13 protein-coding genes and 1 pseudogene are annotated in these 17,766 nt (G+C 70.1%); 11 read left to right on the top strand and 3 right to left on the bottom strand.

The annotated features are described in order from the left end of the window. A pseudogene (locus tag FL311_RS29200) lies at nucleotides 1-126 on the bottom strand (F0F1 ATP synthase assembly protein I); the annotation flags it as partial. Between the two features lie 326 nt (nucleotides 127-452). Here FL311_RS29200 and FL311_RS29205 point away from each other — a divergent pair. The 3 genes from FL311_RS29205 (at nucleotide 453) to FL311_RS29215 (ending at nucleotide 4,735) form a co-directional block, all read left to right on the top strand. Beyond that, a complete protein-coding gene (locus FL311_RS29205) occupies nucleotides 453-971 on the top strand; it encodes a YbhB/YbcL family Raf kinase inhibitor-like protein (protein ID WP_046710600.1) in 519 nt (172 codons plus the stop codon). Nucleotides 972-1,241: 270 nt separating this feature from the next. Then, entirely contained in the window at nucleotides 1,242-3,878 is a 2,637-nt protein-coding gene (locus FL311_RS29210; RefSeq protein ID WP_368668595.1) for an ATP-binding protein, read from the top strand. Nucleotides 3,879-3,898: 20 nt separating this feature from the next. Next, nucleotides 3,899-4,735, top strand: coding sequence for a hypothetical protein (locus tag FL311_RS29215; RefSeq protein WP_228557151.1), 837 nt, complete (start codon nucleotides 3,899-3,901; stop codon nucleotides 4,733-4,735). A gap of 6 nt (nucleotides 4,736-4,741) precedes the next feature. Here the strand turns inward: FL311_RS29215 and FL311_RS45425 are convergent, their stop codons facing one another. Further along, the gene (locus FL311_RS45425) at nucleotides 4,742-7,639 is read right to left on the bottom strand and encodes a serine/threonine-protein kinase (RefSeq protein ID WP_228557152.1); all 2,898 of its coding nucleotides are present in this window, start codon (nucleotides 7,637-7,639) and stop codon (nucleotides 4,742-4,744) included. Then, entirely contained in the window at nucleotides 7,623-8,918 is a 1,296-nt protein-coding gene (gene hemL / locus FL311_RS29225; RefSeq protein ID WP_141330184.1) for a glutamate-1-semialdehyde 2,1-aminomutase, read from the bottom strand. The genes FL311_RS45425 and hemL overlap by 17 nt, the downstream gene beginning before the upstream one ends. 250 nt (nucleotides 8,919-9,168) lie before the next feature. Between hemL and rraA the strand changes: the two genes are divergently transcribed. The 8 genes from rraA (at nucleotide 9,169) to FL311_RS29265 (ending at nucleotide 17,643) form a co-directional block, all read left to right on the top strand. Beyond that, entirely contained in the window at nucleotides 9,169-9,669 is a 501-nt protein-coding gene (gene rraA / locus FL311_RS29230; protein ID WP_141330186.1) for a ribonuclease E activity regulator RraA, read from the top strand. A gap of 368 nt (nucleotides 9,670-10,037) precedes the next feature. Continuing rightward, a complete protein-coding gene (locus FL311_RS29235; protein ID WP_194869409.1) occupies nucleotides 10,038-11,285 on the top strand; it encodes an ABC transporter substrate-binding protein in 1,248 nt (415 codons plus the stop codon). Beyond that, nucleotides 11,272-12,078 (top strand): ABC transporter ATP-binding protein, encoded by an 807-nt coding sequence (locus FL311_RS29240; RefSeq protein WP_141330190.1) that lies wholly within the window; start codon nucleotides 11,272-11,274, stop codon nucleotides 12,076-12,078. Before FL311_RS29235 ends, FL311_RS29240 begins: the two co-directional genes overlap by 14 nt. Nucleotides 12,079-12,095: 17 nt before the next feature. Beyond that, nucleotides 12,096-12,866 (top strand): ABC transporter ATP-binding protein, encoded by a 771-nt coding sequence (locus tag FL311_RS29245; RefSeq protein ID WP_141330192.1) that lies wholly within the window; start codon nucleotides 12,096-12,098, stop codon nucleotides 12,864-12,866. Beyond that, entirely contained in the window at nucleotides 12,863-14,683 is a 1,821-nt protein-coding gene (locus tag FL311_RS29250; RefSeq protein ID WP_141330194.1) for a long-chain fatty acid--CoA ligase, read from the top strand. Before FL311_RS29245 ends, FL311_RS29250 begins: the two co-directional genes overlap by 4 nt. Continuing rightward, on the top strand, nucleotides 14,680-15,573 hold the full coding sequence (locus FL311_RS29255; protein ID WP_046710593.1) for a branched-chain amino acid ABC transporter permease: 894 nt from the start codon (nucleotides 14,680-14,682) through the stop codon (nucleotides 15,571-15,573). Before FL311_RS29250 ends, FL311_RS29255 begins: the two co-directional genes overlap by 4 nt. A 21-nt stretch (nucleotides 15,574-15,594) precedes the next feature. Continuing rightward, nucleotides 15,595-16,683 (top strand): branched-chain amino acid ABC transporter permease, encoded by a 1,089-nt coding sequence (locus FL311_RS29260; protein ID WP_141330196.1) that lies wholly within the window; start codon nucleotides 15,595-15,597, stop codon nucleotides 16,681-16,683. Between the two features lie 42 nt (nucleotides 16,684-16,725). Then, on the top strand, nucleotides 16,726-17,643 hold the full coding sequence (locus tag FL311_RS29265; protein WP_141330198.1) for a transporter: 918 nt from the start codon (nucleotides 16,726-16,728) through the stop codon (nucleotides 17,641-17,643). Nucleotides 17,644-17,766 lie beyond the last annotated feature (123 nt).

Consider the following 17,766-nt stretch of genomic DNA (forward strand, 5'->3'; position numbering starts at 1 on the left):
CCCCACCACCGCCCCGCCCACCAGCTTCCACACCGCGTTGATGTAGGGCTGCGCCGCCCTCATCTGGCGAGCCGTGGTCCCCAGCTCGCTCCCATCCGACTGCTCCCGGGGTTCCTTCGCCGCCATTCGGAACGCCTCCCCAAACCCTGGGAAACCCTCGGATTTCCATGCCACCCGATCCAACCCCTTCACACGCGGGCGCCGCTTAACACCGAATGCGCGACAGGTGCAACCAGTACAAGGTCACGGGACGGGCCACCCGCAGCGGGGGTTGAGGCACCGGCAAGCCCAGCTATCACCACCAGCGAGGGCAGGCAGGACTCCCCGGGGTACACCGAGGGCCCGGCCGCTTCGTCCCCCTGGTGCCCGGCGCGCCAGCGGCTGGGGTGTCGCCCCTCCGCGTCGGGGTGGGCGCGTCGCCAGCTTGCTCCTAGCCCACTTCGGAGGACTCCATGCCCAAGCCCCTCGTGCTGACGTCCCCCCGCTTCAACGACGGGGACCTCATCCCCATCGCCTTCACCGGCGAGGGAGAGGACATCGCCCCACCCCTGCGCTGGGAGAACCCGCCCGCGGGGACCAAGAGCCTGGCGCTCATCGTCGAGGACCCGGACGCGCCGGACCCCCAGCGGCCCCAGCGCGTCTTCTGCCACCAGGTGCTCTACAACATCCCCCCTGGCGCCCGGGAGCTGCCCGAGGGCGCCCAGCTGGACACGATGCCGCCGGGGATTCGCGTGGGCCTGAACGACTTCGGCCACCAGGCCTACGGCGGCCCCATGCCGCCCGTGGGCCGGCACCGCTACTACTTCAAGCTGTACGCGCTGGACCTGGTGCTGCCGAACCTGGGGCGCCCCACCCGCCGGGACCTGCTCAAGGCCATGGAGGGGCACATCCTGGGGCAGGCGGAGCTCATCGGCCTGTACGAGAAGGTCCACCACCGCGCCGCCGAGGCGGTGCCGGGCGCGTCGGCCTGAGCCGGACGCCGGACGTTCCCGCGAGCCTGCCCGCTGGGAGCCCGGGCGGGCCTCGACCTCAATGACTTGCGGGCGTGGCTGCGGGAGGGCGGCCCGCCCGCATTCCCTTGCATCCATCCAAGGGCTGTGTCCAGGCGGGTGGATATGTCCTGACAGACGTTGGATGTAAGGGGAAACCGCGAGTCGTTGGCCGCGTCTGTGGTCTGGTCATCGAAGCGCGGGCGGGTGTACTTCTCGACGCTTTCACGCGGTGGAAGAGTCGTGGGTGCCGTGAATCCATCCCTCCGGGGCGGGGCCCCCTATGGCTCCTTCGACGAGATGTCCGTGGGCGTTTGCGTCATCCGCGAGCGCTGCTTCGTGTATGTGAATGACGCGCTGGGCATGTTGGTGGGGCACCCGCGCGAGACGCTGGTGGGCCGCCCGGCGACGCTCCTCCTGACGGAATCGAGCGTGATGGAGGTCACCGAGCGCCAGTCCCGCAGGCTCCGCGGCGAATCGGTCCCCAGCACCTATGAGGCCGCGCTGCGCACGGCCACCGGAGAACGACAGGTGGAGATGACCCTCATCCCGAGCGGCCCGGACTGGGTGGCGCTGGTCCGCGACGTCACGTCCCGCAGTCAGCGCAGGGGCGTGCTGCAGCGGCTGGCGGAGCTGGGCGCGGGGCTCCCCTCGCTGCGCACCGAGGGCGAGGTGCTGCGGCGGATGTTCTCCGGGCTGGAGGAGCTGGGGTTCGCCTTCGCGTGGCTGTCTCCCGAGGGCGAGGGCGTCCGGCTGGGACAGACCTATGTCCCCATCCCGTTGGTTCCGCCGGACGCGCGGCAGCTGAGCGGCAGGTGGGTGCGGGACGTGGTGGGGCGCTGGCCGACGATGCTGGCCCGGGCCTGGAAGGAGGGCTCGGCGTACTCCGAGAACTTGTCGGTGGAGGTCGGCCACTTCCTGGAGGGCGCGCTGGCGGAGGAGGCTCGCGGCGTCCTGTCGCGGTCGAGCACGTCCCACACCGTCGCGGTGCGCATCGACGTGGAGGGACGTCCCCGGGCGATGCTGGCCCTGGCGGGGGACTGGCTGCGCGAGGAGGAGCTCGCGCCGGTGCGGCTGTTCGGCGCGCAGGTGTCCGCGGCGCTCGACGCGGCGCTCACCATCTCCCGACTGTCCGCGCAGAACAACGCGCTGGCGGCGCTCAACCGGCTGGCGTCGGAGGCGGCGTCGGCGCCCCACCCTCGCGCGTTCTTCGGCCCGGGCACGGAGGAGATTGTCGGGCTGGTCGCCTGTGACGCGGTGACCATCCTGCTGCCGCAGGACCACGGGATGGAGGTGACGTACGCGCGCGGGATGGACCTGGAGGAGGCGGACACGGAGCGCTTCGCGCGGCTGTGGCTCGCGGGCGGGCTGTGCACACAGGCCCAGCAGGAGGGCGCGCCCCGGGTGCTGGAGACGCGCGAGTGCCCGGACGGGCTGCGTGAGGATTTGCAGCAGCGCGGCTTCCACACCGTGGTCATCATCGCGCTGCGCGTGCGCTCGCGCGGCGTGGGCACGCTGAGCGTCCTGTTCCGGGAGCCGAGGACGCTCACGCCGCTGGAGTTGGAGACGCTCCAGGCCATGGGCACGCACTTCGCCGCGGCCATCGAGACGCATCGCCTGTTGCAGGAGCTGCGCGGGCGCGCGGAGGACATGGCGCTGCTGCACGAGGTGGCGCGCGCGCTGGCCACCACGCTGGAGCTCGACAAGCTGCTCGCCACGGGCGTCACCAGCCTGGCGCGCATCATCGACACACCGGATGCATACGTGCTGATGCCGGACCCCTCGGGCGAGTGGCTGGAGGTGCGCGCGGTGAGCGGCAGCCACCCGGAGCTGCTCGGGCGGTGTCTGCCCGCGCGCGCGCCGGACAGCTCCGCGACGGGGCTGGCGTACCTGACGCGCGAGCTGCTCATGGTGGAGGAGGCCATCACCGACGTCCGGGTGGACCAGGACCTGCGCGAGAGCGCCTCCGCGCAGTCCTTCCTGATACTGCCGCTGGTGGTGCGCGAGCGGCCCGTGGGAGTGATGGTGGCGTCGGAGACCCGGCGCACCCGGCGCTTCACGCCCGCGGAGGTGGAGCGCGCGAGCGCCATCGCCAACCAGCTCGCGCTGGCACTCGAGGGCGCCCGGCTGGTGGAGGACCTGAAGGACAGCTACGTGGAGCTGGCCCGGACGCAGGAGCAGCTCGTGCGCCGTGAGCGATTGGCGGCCCTGGGCGAGCTGTCCGCGGTGGTGGCCCACGAGGTGCGAAACCCGCTGGGCGCCATCTTCAACTCGGTGGCCTCCATCCGGCGCATCCTCGGGCCGGACAGCCCCGCCGAGCCGCTGGTGGACATCGTCGCGGAGGAGGCCGACCGGCTCAACCGCATCGTCGCGGACCTGCTCACCTTCGCGCGGCCGCCCGCGCCCCATCCACATCCGGTGCCCCTGGCGCCGCTGGTGGAGGACGCGGTGCGCGGGGCGCTCGCGGAGTCTCCTGGCGCCGTGCGGGTGGAGCTGGATTTGGAGGAGGACGTGCCGCCGGTGACGGTGGACGAGCGGATGATGCGACAGGCCTTCCTCAACCTGGCCATCAACGCCATGCAGGCCATGCCCCAGGGGGGACGCCTGCGAGCAGCGGTGCGCAGGGCGGCCGGCTCGCCCGAGGTGATGGTGGAGTTCAGCGACACCGGGCCGGGCATCACCGCCGAGGTGCGCGCGCGCATCTTCGAGCCCTTCTTCACCACCAAGGCCAAGGGCACGGGGCTGGGACTCGCCGTGGTGAAGCGCATCATCGAGTCGCACCAGGGTCACCTCACCCTGGACTCGCAGCCGGGAACCGGCACGTGCTTCCGGCTCTACCTGCCGCTGGAGACACCCGCGTCCTCGCGTCCACTGCTCGCCGTCCCGTGATTCCTTGAGAAGGAAGGTCCATGCTCCGTCCTGTCGGCGTCCTGGTCGTGTTGCTGTGTTGCGGGAGCATCCCCGCGCGTGCGGAGCCGCGCACGTCCTTGCGGTTCGTGGGTGAGCTGGGCTTCCTCGACGTGCTCTCGCACAGCCTGCGCCAGGGGCGGGATGGGACGCTGTTCCGCTACACGGAGGATGGCGGACAGGACAACCTCTACACCTTCGTGCGGCTATCGGCGGAGCTGACGCTCGGCAAGCGACACACGGTGGGGTTCCTGGTGCAGCCGCTGTTGTTCGACACGGACGTGGTGCTGCGCCGCGACGTGCGCATCGACGCGCTCACCTTCCCCGAGGGGACTCCGCTGAACGTGCGCTACAGCTTCCCGTTCTATCGGGCCAGCTACCTGTTCGACCTGCTCGGGGTCTCCGAGGACGAGCTGGCCGTGGGGGTCTCATTGCAGCTGCGCAACGCGAACTTCGTCTTCACGTCGGCGGATGGGACACTGCGACGGGCGACTCGCGACGTGGGGCCGGTGCCGCTGCTCAAGGTGCGCGGGAAGTGGGCGCTGAGCGAGCGGTGGTGGCTGGGATTGGAGGCGGATGGGAGCTATGCGCCCACGGCCCTCATCAACGGGGATGACAACTCCGACACCACGGGCGCGCTGCTGGATGCGTCGGTGCGCGGTGGGATTCGGGTGACGCCGCAGCTGGAGGCCTTCCTCAACCTGCGCTACCTGGGCGGCGGCGCGCGCGGCGTGTCCGATGACAATGACGACGAGTTCGGAGACGGGTTCACCAGCAATTGGATCTCCACGGCCACGGTGAGCCTGGGCTTCAGCTACCGGCTGGCGGTGACGGACTGAGCCGGCCTACCGCCACACCGTCAGCCAGACCACGAACAGGCCTACCAGGGCCGCGCCAACGAACAGCGCCAGGGCGAGCCCGAGTCGAGGCGCCTGGAGCCAGCGTCCGGATGGGCGCTCGGGTTCGACGACGGGCGCCTCGTCCTCTCCGGTGATGGCGCGGACCAGCTCCAACCGACGGGCCTCGAGCGCCTCGGTGGCCACCGTCTGGGAGATGTCGATGCCGAAGCCCACCTGTGTCTCCCGGGGCGCGCGCCTGGGGTGGGTGCTCGGCATGGCGGGAGTCACGGTGTCCTCGGGCCTGGGGGCGCTGGCCCGCGCGGCGTGAGCCTGCTTCTCGATGGCCACCAGGACCTTCGCGGCCTCGAGCGCCTCGGTGGCTTCGATGTTGGGTTGAGGCGCGGCGCGCGGCGCTCCGGTGTCGACGCCGTATTGCGCGGTCCGCGCCTCGATGGCCTCGATATCGAGTGGGAGGGTGATGGAGGGGTCACGCGGAGGCACGGCGACAGCGGTGGGCTCGTCCTCGTCGGCGAGTCGCCAGCCGTCTTCGCGCGGCGACTCCGGACGGCTCGACGTGGGAGTGACCGGGCCTCGCATCGCGCCCTGCGGCCCCATACCGCGCACGGGTTCGGTGTCCGGCCCCGGGTGACCCAAGCGGCGTCCGTCGACCTCCGTGCGCGTCGGTTCATCGTCACCAGGACCTCGAGCACCCTGCGTGGGAGTCGGCTCGTCGACTCCTCGACCGGGTCTGTCAACCGCATGCGTCGGCTCATCATCGCCCGGCCCCGCGCTCCCACCACGAAGCGTCGGGACTTCGTCTCCGAGCCGTGGGCTCCCGCGCGCATGCATCAGCTCCGCATCACTTGGGGTCGCGCTCCCACCACGAAGCGTGGGGAGGTCATCTCCGAGCCCGGGGTTTCTCGCCGCGTGCGTCGGCTCATCGTCAGTCGAGGCAGCGCCCCCACCACGAAGCGTGGCGACATCATCTCCGAGCCCGGGCTTTCTCGCCGCGTGCGTCGGCGCATCTCTCTCTGAGCCAGCGCTCCCACCGCGAAGCGTGGCGACGTCATCTCCGAGCCCGGGCTTTCTCGCCGCGTGCGTCGGCGCCTCTCTCTCTGAGCCAGCGCTCCCACCGCGAAGCGTGGCGACGTCATCTCCGAGCCCGGGCTTTCTCGCCGCGTGCGTCGGCGCATCTCTCTCTGAGCCAGCGCTCCCACCGCGAAGCGTGGGGACTTCATGGCCGAGCCCCGGCCTGCCGCTTGCGCGTGTCGGCTCATCATCACCAGGCGCCGCAGCGCCTCCACGAAGCGTGGAGACGTCATCTCCGCGTCCCGACCTGCCGCTCGCGCGTGTCGGCTCATCATCGCCAGACGCCGCATTGCCACCACGAAGCAGCCGGACGTCATCTTGGAGCCCAGGCCGACCACTCGCGTGCGTCGCCTCATCATCGCCGAGGCCCACGGCTGAACCGCCGACACGCGACGGCCCGATATCACCCGCGCCCGTTCGTCCGCCCCGAAGCGTGGGCAGCTCATCCGCGCGCCCGGGCCTGCCCATCGCATGCGTCGGCTCGTCATCGCCGGGGCCCGCGGCTGAACCGCTGACCTGCCCCGTGCGCCCGCTCCGAAGCGTCGGGGCTTCGTCTCCGCGCCCGGGCCTGCCCATCGCGTGCGTCGGCTCGTCATCGCCGAGACCCGTGCGCCCATCCCGCTCACGAATCGTCGCGTCGCCGCCGGGCCTCGCGCCCCCACCCCGCTCACGAATCGTCTCGGCCTCGGCCGTCGGCGCGGGGCCCACCTGGGCGCGCTCGGACGGGACGAAGTCGTCCGGCGTGTAGATGGCGTTGTGCTCGAACGCGAGCGCCGTCGGCGGCGCCAGCGTGGCCACGAGCCGCGGCTCGGTGTTCGTGCGCTTCGCCTCCTCGCGCAGCAGCTCCTCGAGCAGCGTCTCCTCCGCCTTCTTCTCCCGAGGGAAGACCAGCGCCAACAGCTTCCCGAGCTCCGCGTCCCCCACCTTGGGCGCCAGCTTCGCCTTCAAGCGCGCCAGCTCCGCGCCCATCGCCGCCGCGTCCGGGAAGCGCTGCGCCGGCTCCGACGTCAGCGCCTTCGCCAGGAACGCCTCGATGCTCGACGGCAGCCCCTCCCGATGCTTCCCCGCCGGCTCCCACTGCGGATACGCCGCGCGCCGCCACCGCTCCACCGGGTCTCCCCGCTGCGACAGCGGCTTCCACGCGAACAGCTCCCACAGCAACACGCCCACCGCGTACACGTCCGCGCGCCGGTCCACGAAGCGCTTCCGCGCCTGCTCCGGAGACATGTACGTCAGGTTCCCAATCACCACCCGGGGCGCCGTCTGCTGCTCCTTCAGCGTGGACTGCGCCGCACCGAAGTCGATGATCTTCACCTCGCCCGCGTAGCTGATGCACACGTTCGCCGGAGACAAGTCCCGGTGCACCAGGTGCAACGGATGCCCTTCCTCGTCCGTCGCGTCGTGCGCGTACGCCAATCCCTCACACAGCCGCTCGCCCAGGTGCAGCACGATGCCCAGGGGCATCATCCGCGCGAGCTGCCGCAGCCGATACGACAGGCGGCTGAGCGTCTTGCCGCGCACGTACTCCATCGACAGGTAGAGCTGCCCCTCCACCTCGCCCATCGCGTACACCCGGGCGATGTTCGGGTGCGTCAGCCGCACCACCACCCGGGCCTCGTCGCGGAAGCGCCCCACGAACTGGGGGCTCTCCATCAACTGCGGCAGGACCTTCTTCACCACACAGGCGCGCCGAGGGCCCTCCTCGCGCGCGAGGAAGACCTCCCCCATTCCCCCGGCGCCGATGCGGCGCACCAGGGTGTAGGGACCGAAACGAACAGGCCCCTCCAGGGGCGGAGGCTCAACCGGTCTGGCCAAGCGCGCGGAAGGCCTTTCTCGCCGCTCCCAGCACGTGCGCCACCTCCGCCTCGCCCATCGCCAGCGAGACGAAGGCCGCTTCGAACTGGCTCGGCGGCAGGTACACGCCCGCATCCAACATGGCGTGGAAGAAGCGACCGAAGCGCCCCGTGTCGGACGTCTTCGCGCTCGTATAGTCGAACACCGGCTGCTCGGTGAAGAACACCGTCAGCATGCTGCCCACGCGGTTGACGGTGACGGGCACCCCCGCCTCCTTCGCCTCCGCGATGAAGCCCTCCTCCAACATCCGGCTCACCTGCTCCAGCCGCGCGTACGTCCCCGGCGCCGCCAGCGCCTTGAGGCACGCCAGCCCCGCCGCCACCGCCACCGGGTTCCCCGACAGCGTCCCGGACTGGTACACCGGCCCGGCCGGCGCCACCTTGCGCATGATGTCCGCGCGGCCACCGTAGGCGCCCAGCGGCATGCCGCCGCCAATCACCTTCGCCATCGTCGTCAGGTCCGGCTTCAGCCCGTACAGCTCCTGCGCCCCGCCGCGCGCCAGCCGGAAGCCCGTCATCACCTCGTCGAGCACCAGCAGCACGCCGTGCTTCTGACACAGCGCCTGCAGGCCCTGCAGATAGCCCTGCTTGGGCACCAGCACGCCCATGTTGCCCACCACCGGCTCGATGATGGCGCAGGCGATGTCCTGGCCCTTCTCCTCGAAGATGCGCTCCACCGCGGCCAAATCATTGAAGGGCGCGGTGAGCGTGAGCTTCGCCAGCGCCGACGGCACGCCCGGCGAGTCCGGCAGGCCCAGCGTCTCCACGCCGCTGCCCGCCTTCACCAGGAACGGGTCTCCGGCGCCGTGGAAGCAGCCCTCGAACTTGAGGATGTGCTCGCGGCCGGTGAAGCCGCGCGCCACGCGGATGGCGGCCACGGTGGCCTCGGTGCCGCTGGACACCAGCCGCACCATCTCCACCGCCGGCATCGTCGCGCAGATGAGCTCCGCGAACTCCACCTCGCCCGCGTGCGGCGCGCCGAACGACGAGCCGCGACGGGCCGACTCGATGATGGCCTCGACGATGGGCGGGTAGGCGTGGCCGAGGATGAGCGGCCCCCAGCTCCCCACCAGGTCGACGTAGCGGTTGCCGTCCACGTCGGTGAGCCAGGCGCCCGAGCCCTCGCGGAAGAAGACGGGGTCTCCTCCGACGCCACGGAAGGCGCGCACCGGGGAGTTCACTCCGCCCGGGATGCGCGCCTGCGCGCGGGCGAACAAGGACTGGCTGTGAGCGTGATTCATGTGGGTTCCATAGCACGCGCCGCGAGGCGAGCCTCCCTCTGAGTGGCGTGCCCCCATGCCCGCCCCTTCTGCGGCCCATCGACCGCCGCCCCCGGGCCGCCCGCGTTGACCCGTCGTCAACGTATCCCCGGGGAATCACACCAGAACGCACATCGGCGTGATGCCGATGTCCCGGGGGCTGGACACGGGGGTGATACAGCGCTGTGACGACGACGGCCCCCAAGGCCACCCTTCCCAGGAGAGCAGCCCCATGGACTTCAAGACGGCGGACCTGTGTGACGCGCACGCGGGCACGGCCCACTTCCAGGTCGCCGAGCCCGGCTTCATCGACTTTGGCGGACGCACCACGTTCACCGGCCCCATCAGCACCGTGCGCGCCCCCGAGGACAACTCGCTCGTGCGCAAGGCCCTGGAGGAGAAGGGCAACGGCCGGGTGCTCGTGGTGGATGGCGGTGGCAGCCGCCGCTGCGCGCTCGTGGGCGACCAGCTGGCGCTGCTCGCGCAGCAGAACGGCTGGGCGGGCGTGGTGGTGAACGGCTGCATCCGTGACTCGGAAGAGGTGGGCCGCATGGCGCTCGGCGTGAAGGCGCTGGGCACGCACCCGCTCAAGAGCTTCAAGCGCAACGAGGGCCAGCGCGACGTGGAGGTGCGCTTCGCGGGCGTCACCTTCCGCCCCGGACACCACCTCTACGCGGACGCGGATGGCATCGTCACGTCGGAGACCGCGCTGCCCGAGTCGTCGCTGGACTGAAGCGCCGCACACAGGACACGTGGCTTTCCACCAGGTGGAAACCCGCCACGCCCGGGTGGGCCACGTGTTCACTGGACTGGGAGGACCGCGGCCACCCGCGTGTCCCCGTCCGCTCCTCCTGACAAAGCACATCCAGACTGCGCGCCACGGCCTTGCGCGTTGCATCATCCGCGCGAGACATTTCGCCGTGCGAAACACAGCCAAAACACGCCGCCGAGAAGTTCCGCCCTGCGAAATACAGCCATCGAATTACCGGTGACTGTCTTTTCTCTTCCGAGCGAGTGTGGTTACTGTGCCGCCACGAATCTGACGGGGAGGTTGCGATGCAACGGCTCGTGGTCGGACTCCTGGCGACAGCTTTCTGTTTGATGGCTTGCAAGAAGGACGAAGCTCCGGCTCCGGATGGCACGCAGACGCGCCCCGCCGCCCTGTCGGACATCAAGACAGACAAGGGTGTCGACCTGGAGAAGAAGGTCGTCTACATCGGCGCACTCAACGACGAGAGCGGCCCTGGCGCCGCCATCGGCAAGCCCTTCGCCGCGGGCAAGCGGCTGCTCGCCAGACAGGTGAACGCGGGTGACTCGGGGCTGTTGCCTCCGGGCTGGCGCGTGGAGCTGGTGGAGCGCGACCACGCCTACAACCCGCAGAACGCGGTGCAGGCGTACAGCGACCTCCACGAGCAGGTGCTGTTCCTGGGCACCAGCTTCGGCACGCCCAACACCCTGCCCCTGCGCGACAAGCTCACGGCGGACAACGTGGTCGCCTTCCCCGCGTCACAGTCGTCGGAGATGGCGCGGCACCAGTACACGCCGCCCATCGGCGCGTCCTACAAGCTGGAGGCGATGCGGGCCCTCGACTGGGCGGTGGAGCACGCGGGCGGCGCGGACAAGGTGAAGGCCGCCATCGTCGCGCAGGGCGACGACTACGGGAAGGACGGGCTGGAGGGCTGGACGGAGGCCGCGAAGCACCACGGCGTCACCGTCGTCTCGCAGCAGAGCGTGGCGCCGGGGCAGAAGGACTTCGCCGCCGTCGTCACCGCGCTCCAGCAGTCCGGCGCCAACTACGTGCTGCTCACGGTGCTGCCCGGGGCCTCGGGGCCCATCCTCGGCACGGCCGCGCAGCTCAAGTATCAGCCGGCCTGGATTGGACAGACGCCCGCGTGGGTGGACCGCTTCTTCGACCCGAAGGTTATCCCCGCGCCCGTCTTCGCCAACTTCTACTGGGCCACCGGGCTCACCTTCTGGGGTGACGACGTGCCGGGCATGAAGGACTTCATCGCGCTGCACGCGAAGTACCCCGACACGCCGAAGGACTTCTACACGCTGGCGTCCTACGTCCAGGGCCGCGTCCAGCTGGAGGCGCTGAAGGCCGCCATCGAGGCGAAGGACGTCACGCGCGCCGGCTACCTCAAGGCGCTCAGGAACGTCCAGCGCACCACCGCGGGCGGCCTGACGGCGGAGCCGGTGGACCTGTCCCGCTTCCCCTATGCGACGGCGCTGGAGGTGCGGGTGCTCAAGCCCGTACTGGACCAGGGGAGCTGGAGTGTCGTCGCGGGCTACGCGCCGCCCAAGGCGCTGGGCACGCCCGCCGCGAAGGCCGCCGATGACAGCAAGTAGTCCTCCGCTGCTGCGCGTGCAGAACCTCCAGGTCGTCTACCACTCGGCGGTGCGTGCCTTGCGAGGCATCACCCTGGAGGTCCCCCACCAGGGCGTGGTGGCCCTCCTCGGCCCCAACGGCGCGGGCAAGTCCACCGCGCTGCGCGCCATCAGCGGCCTGCTGGACCTGCATGACGGCGCCATCACGCAGGGCCGTGTCGAATTGTCCGGGCGGGATTTGCTGGCCCTGTCCACCGACGGCCGCGTGCACGCGGGCGTGGTGCAGGTGCTGGAGGGCCGGCGAATCCTGGGCGAGCTGTCCGTGGAGGAGAACCTGCTCGCGGGCGGCTTCGGCATGGGCGCGCAGGCGCGCAAGGAGCTGGTCGAGTCCGCCTACTCGCGCTTCCCCGTGCTGCGTGAGCGGCGGCGACAGAAGGCGGGCTACCTCTCCGGCGGTGAGCAGCAGTTGCTCGCCATCTGTCGAGGGCTGATGCGCAGGCCCCGGGTGCTGTTGCTGGACGAGCCGTTCCTGGGCCTGTCGCCGAAGGCGGTGGGCGAGGTGTCGGAGCTGATTCAGCGCATCGCCGCCGAGGGCGTGTCGGTGCTGCTCGTCGAGCAGAACGCGCGCGTGGCGCTGGGCATGGCCAGCCACGGGTACGTGCTGGAGACGGGCAAGGTGGTGCTGGACGGCCCCGCGGAGAAGCTGCGCGAGGCCCCGGACGTGCAGGAGTTCTACCTGGGCTTCGGCCGCGAGGGGCAGCGCGGCTACCACGAGCTGAAGCGCTACCGCCGCAAGCGTCGCTGGCTGTCTTGAAACGTGAAGGGTGAAGCATGGCCTTGCTGGAGCTCGACAACGTGGGCCTGTCCTTCTCCGGGGTGCGAGCCCTGGATGGAGTCTCGTTCTCCATCGAGGCCGGCGCGCTGCACGCCGTGATTGGTCCCAACGGCGCGGGCAAGAGCAGCCTCTTCAACTGCGTCAGCGGCATCCACCGTCACATGGAGGGGCGCGTGCGCTTGGAAGGACAGGCGCTCACGGGCCTGGAGCCGCCGGAGATTGCCCGTCGCGGCGTGTCGCGGATGTTCCAGAACCTGGCCCTCTTCGAGCACCTCACGGTGCTGGAGAACCTGCTGCTCGGCCGACACCCGAAGTACCGCACGGGGCTCTTGCGTCACCTCTTCTGGACGCGCGGCGCGAGGCAGGAGGAGGTGCGTCACCGCGAGAAGGCCGAGGAGGTCATCGACTTCCTCTCGCTGGAGCACTACCGGTGGATGCCCGTGTCGGTGCTGCCCTACGGCATCCGCAAGCGCGTGGAACTGGGCCGCGCGCTGTGCATGGAGCCGAAGCTGCTGCTCCTGGACGAGCCCACCGCCGGGCTCAACCAGGAGGAGACCGAGGACATGGCCAACCACCTGCTCGACATCCGTCACGAGCTGGGGGTGACGCAGGTGCTCATCGGCCACGAGCTGCGCTTCGTGATGGACCTGGCCACGCAGGTGACGGTGCTGGACCGCGGGCGTGTCATCGCGAACGGGCCGCCCTCGGCGCTGCGTGAGGACTCGCGCGTGCTCAGCACGTACGTCGGCGGGGCGGTGGCGGCATGAGCACGGCGCTGCCGCTGAGCCTGCCGGGCCAGCTCTACCTGCGCGCGGAGCGACATCCGCATGCGGTGGCCCTCCGCGAGAAGCGCCTGGGCATCTGGCGGGAGCTGTCCTTCCAGGGCTACCTGGAGCGCGTCGGGTGGACCGCGAGGATGTTGTGGGAGCTGGGCGTGCGCGCCGGTGACTCGGTCGCCATTCTCAGCGACAACCGGCCCGAGTGGCTGTTCACGGACCTGGGCGCGCAGGTGCTCGGCGCGCGCGGCGTGGGCATCTACCAGACGAACCCCGCCGCGGACGTGGCGTACATCCTCAACGACGCGCGCTGTCGCGTCGTGCTCTGCGAGGACCAGGAGCAGTACGACAAGGTGGCCGCCGTCGCCGACGAGACGCCCTCCGTCGAGCACGTGCTCGTCGTCGAGCCGAGGGGCCTGCGCGGCGTGGAGGACTCGCGCCTGCGTCTCTGGGGGCACTTCCTGGAGGAAGGTCGCGCGCTGTTGGAGCGGGAGCCCGGGTGGCTGAAGGCGCAGCTCGCGGCGCGCAGTCCGGATGAGCCGGCGATGGTCATCTACACCTCGGGCACCACGGGTTCGCCGAAGGGCGCGCTGGTGTCGAGCCGCAACATGCTGGAGGGCTCGGCGACCTTCACCTCGCAGCTCGGGTTGGGGCAGGAGGACAGCGTCGTCTCGTACCTGCCGCTGTGTCACGTCGCGGAGAAGCTGTTCAGCCTGCTGTTGCCCTTGACCGTCGGCGGCAAGGTCCACTTCGGCGAGGCGCTGGAGACGGTGCAGCAGGACGTGGCCGAGGTGTCTCCCACGGTGTTCCTGGGAGTGCCGCGCATCTGGGAGAAGATGCACGCGGTGGTGATGGTGAAGATGCGCGACGCCTCGTGGCTCAAGCGCACCTTGTTCGAGACCTTCACCCGCCTGGGCGCCGGGATTCGCGAGCGCGAGCGGACAGGACAGCGGCGCTGGTGGGACGTGCTCGCGTGGCGCGTGGGAGATTTGCTCGTCTACCGCCCGCTCCAGGAACGACTGGGGTTGAGGCGCTGCCGCTTCCCCATCTCCGGCGCGGCGCCCATCTCTCCGGAGCTGCTCGCCTGGTACGACAGCGTGGGGGTCCGCATCTACGAGGGCTACGGGCAGACGGAGAGCGCGGGCACCAGCCACCTCAACATCCCGGGCGCGACGCGGCTGGGCACCGTGGGACGTCCGGTGCCGGGCGTGGAGTGCCGGCTGGACGAGGACGGCGAGGTGCTGGTGCGCGGCAGCAACGTGTTCCTCGGCTACCTCAACAAGCCGGAGGCCACCGCCGAGGTGCGTGACGCGCAGGGCTGGCTGCGCACGGGGGACCTGGGCGAAATCGACGCGGACGGATATCTGCGCATCACCGGCCGCAAGCGCGAAATCCTCATCACCTCCGGCGGGAAGAACCTCTCGCCCGAGCGCATCCAGAACGCGCTGAAGAGCAGTCCGTACATCAAGGAGGCGGTGGCCATCGGCGACCGGCGGCCCTTCGTCACCGCGCTGGTGCAGGTGGACCCGGAGACGGTGGCGGACTGGGCGCTGCGCCGCAAGCTGGCCTTCACCTCGTACACGGACCTCACGCAGCGGCCCGAGGTGCGCAAGCTCATCGAGGAGGAAGTAACGCGCGCGAACGAGACGCTGGCCCGCGTGGAGCAGGTGCGGACGTTCCGACTGCTCGAGCGCGAGATGACGCAGGACGCGGGCGAGGTGACCGCGTCCCTCAAGGTGCGCCGCAAGGCGGTGCTCGAGCTGCACTCCAAGCTGGTGGAAGAGATGTACGCGAGGACACGCGAATGACGCAGCTTCTCCAGCTCGGCATCTCCGGACTGGCGCTCGGGGCGAGCTACGCGCTCATCGCCCTGGGCTTCTCCGTGGTGTATCGGGCCTCCCGGCTCTTCAACTTCGCGCACGGCGAGCTGCTCGCGCTGGGTGCGTTCCTGATGACGGCGCTGGTGGAGGTGCTGCCCTGGTGGCTGGCGCTCGCCGCGTCCGCGTGTCTCACCGGCGGCCTGGCCGCGCTCCTGGAGCGCACGGTGCTGCGCCGCATGGTGGGGCGCCCTGTCTTCACCACCATCATCCTGACGTTGTTCCTGGGCCTGCTGCTGCGCGCGGGCATCGTCATCGCGTTCGGCACGGACACGCGTGGCATGCCCACGCCGTGGGATGCAATGGCGGAGGTGCAGGTGGGCAACGCCACCGTGCTGCTGTCCTCGCTGGTGTCGCTGGGCGCGACGACGGTGGTGCTGGTGGGGATGCACGCGCTGGTGCAGCGCACGCCGCTGGGCGTGGCGATGCGCGCGGCGAGCGAGAACCAGGAGGTGGCGCTGGTGCTGGGGATTCCGGTGGGCCGGGTGCTCGGCTTCACGTGGTTCCTGGCGGGAGCGACGGCGGCGGTGGCCGGCGTGTTCCTGGGGATGTTCCCGCGCTCGGTGGACTCGAACCTGGGCTACGTGGCGTTGAGGGCGTTCCCCGCCATCATCGTCGGAGGACTGGAGTCGGTGGTGGGCGCGGTGGTGGCCGCGTTCATGCTGGGGCTCTTGGAGGTGCTGTCCCAGGCATATGTGAATCCGCACCTGGGCGCCTTCGGGCACAACTTCCACGCCGTCTTCCCCTACGCCGCGATGATTCTGTTCCTGGTCCTGCGTCCGCGCGGGCTGTGGGGCGAGCACGAGGTGCGCCGCGTCTGACGACGCGCGCGAGACGACATCATGCCAACGCGCCCCCTGGTGATTCGGTACGAGGACGACCTGAAGCTCTTTCCCGGCCTGTGGCAGCGGGCCGGGCTGCTGCTGACGCTGGCCGTGGGGTTGAGCTACCCGTGGCTGGTGAGCACGCGGTGGCTCACCGTGGGCAACCTGGGGCTGGTGGCCATCGTGGGCGCCGCGTCGCTGATGGTGCTCACGGGCTTCGCGGGACAGGTGAGCCTGGGGCACGCGGCGTTCCTGGCGCTGGGCGCGTACACGGCGGCGGTGCTCGGCACGAAGCTGGGCTGGCCGTTCTGGTTGGCGTTGCCACTGGCGGGCGGTGTGTCCGCGCTGGTGGGCGTGGTGATTGGCGCGTTCGCGCTGCGGCTCAAGGGGCTGTACCTGGCCATCGTCACGCTGGGCCTGGTGTTCCTGACGCAGCACGTGTTGCTCGCGTATCCGGAGGTGACGAGCGGGCTGAGCGGGACGGCGGTGCCGATGTACTGGTGGTTCCGCGACGAGACGGGCGCGGCGGCGTCGATGAGCACCGCGTGGAGCGTGGGGGGCGTGCGCTTCGGCTTCGAGCGGAAGCTGTACTTCCTCTTCGCGGGGCTCGCGGCGTTCACGGTGTGGCTGACGAAGAACCTCCAGCGCTCGGACAGTGGCAGGGCGATGATGGCGGTGCGGGACCAGGACCTGGCGGCGGAGGTGCTGGGGGTGGGGACGACGCAGGCGAAGCTGCAGGCGTTCGGCGTGTCGTCATTCCTGGCGGGCGTCGCGGGGGCGATGTTCGCGTTCCAGCAGCAATACATCACGGTGGAGCCGCCGTTCGATTTGAACCTCTCCATCCAGTACATCGCGATGATTGTGCTGGGCGGGGTGGGCACGGTGTTCGGCGCCGTCAGCGGCGCGCTCGCGTTCACGTTCCTGAGCCCGTTGGCGGAGACGGTGGGCGGCGCGATTCCCTTCGTGAATCAGCTCACGTCCGCGCAGCAGTCGACGGTGCTGCTGTCGCTGGTGGTGGTGCTGGTGTTGGTGCTCGAGCCCCTGGGGCTCTTCGGCGTGTGGCTGCGGGTCCGCCGGTACTTCCAGGCGTGGCCGTTCCGTTACTGACGCAAACCGTATCGACGACGTTCCTCGAGGGAGGGAATCACCATGAAGCGCATGCTGCTCAGTGTCCTGTTCGCAGTGCTGTTCTCGGCCACCGGGGCTCAGGCCCAGCAGGCGGACCTGCGAGACTACGAGGCGGGATTTTTCGTTCCGCACCGGGGCATCATCACCAACATGTACCTGCGTCACGTCTCCGCGTCCGGTGAGCGTGACTTCTCACAACTCCAAGCGGCCTTCCGCGCCACGTACGTGCTGAAGTTCGGCGACCTGGTGGTGGTGCCGCTGGACTTGAGCCTGCCGGTGGTGGACGTGACGGTGTTCCAGGCGAACCCGGCGTCGCCCGCGGGTCCGAAGACGGCGCTGCGCGCCTCGGGCGTGGGGGATGTAACGTACATCCCGACGATTGGATATGGGCTGGTACAGAACGCGGAGGACAACACGCACACGTGGTTCGCGCTCACGCCGTACGTCACGGTGCCGGTGGGCAGCTATGACAGCAACCGGCTGGTGAACATCGGGGCGAACCGGTGGGTGGTACGTCCGCAGCTGGTCGCGGGTCAGCGCTTCAAGAAGATCTTCACGGCGGAGCTGATGGGCAGCGTGGCGTTCCAGGGGGACAACGACGAGTTCCTGATTCCGAGCGCGGAGGGTGGCTCGAAGGTGGTGATGAGCCAGGCGCCGTCATTCGGCGGCATCCTCCACCTGGGCATGGACCTGTCGTCCACGTTCTTCACGGGTGCGGGCTACATCGTCGAGGCGTCGGGCAAGCGCACCATCGACACGCCGGCGGGTGAGCTGGAGATCGCCAAGAGCACCACGGTGCAGTCGCTGCGGCTGACGATGGGCATCCGGCTGGAGAAGGCCTCCACGCTGATGCTCCAGTTCCAGCCGGACGTCGCCGCGTCCGAGGGCGTGACGAAGAGCCAGTTCATCGGCGCCCGGTTCACGCACGTGTTCTTCTAGAGCGCCGAACAGGTTAGGTCACGCCGCGCGCTGGTAGCGAGCGGCGACCTCAAGGTTTTGGACGGCCGCGAGTCGCCTGAGGTCAAAGAGGTTGCGGCGCGTGCCTCGATAACGGGCCTTCGG

The organism is Myxococcus sp. AB025B (assembly GCF_006518215.1).
GTDB lineage: Bacteria > Myxococcota > Myxococcia > Myxococcales > Myxococcaceae > Myxococcus > Myxococcus fulvus.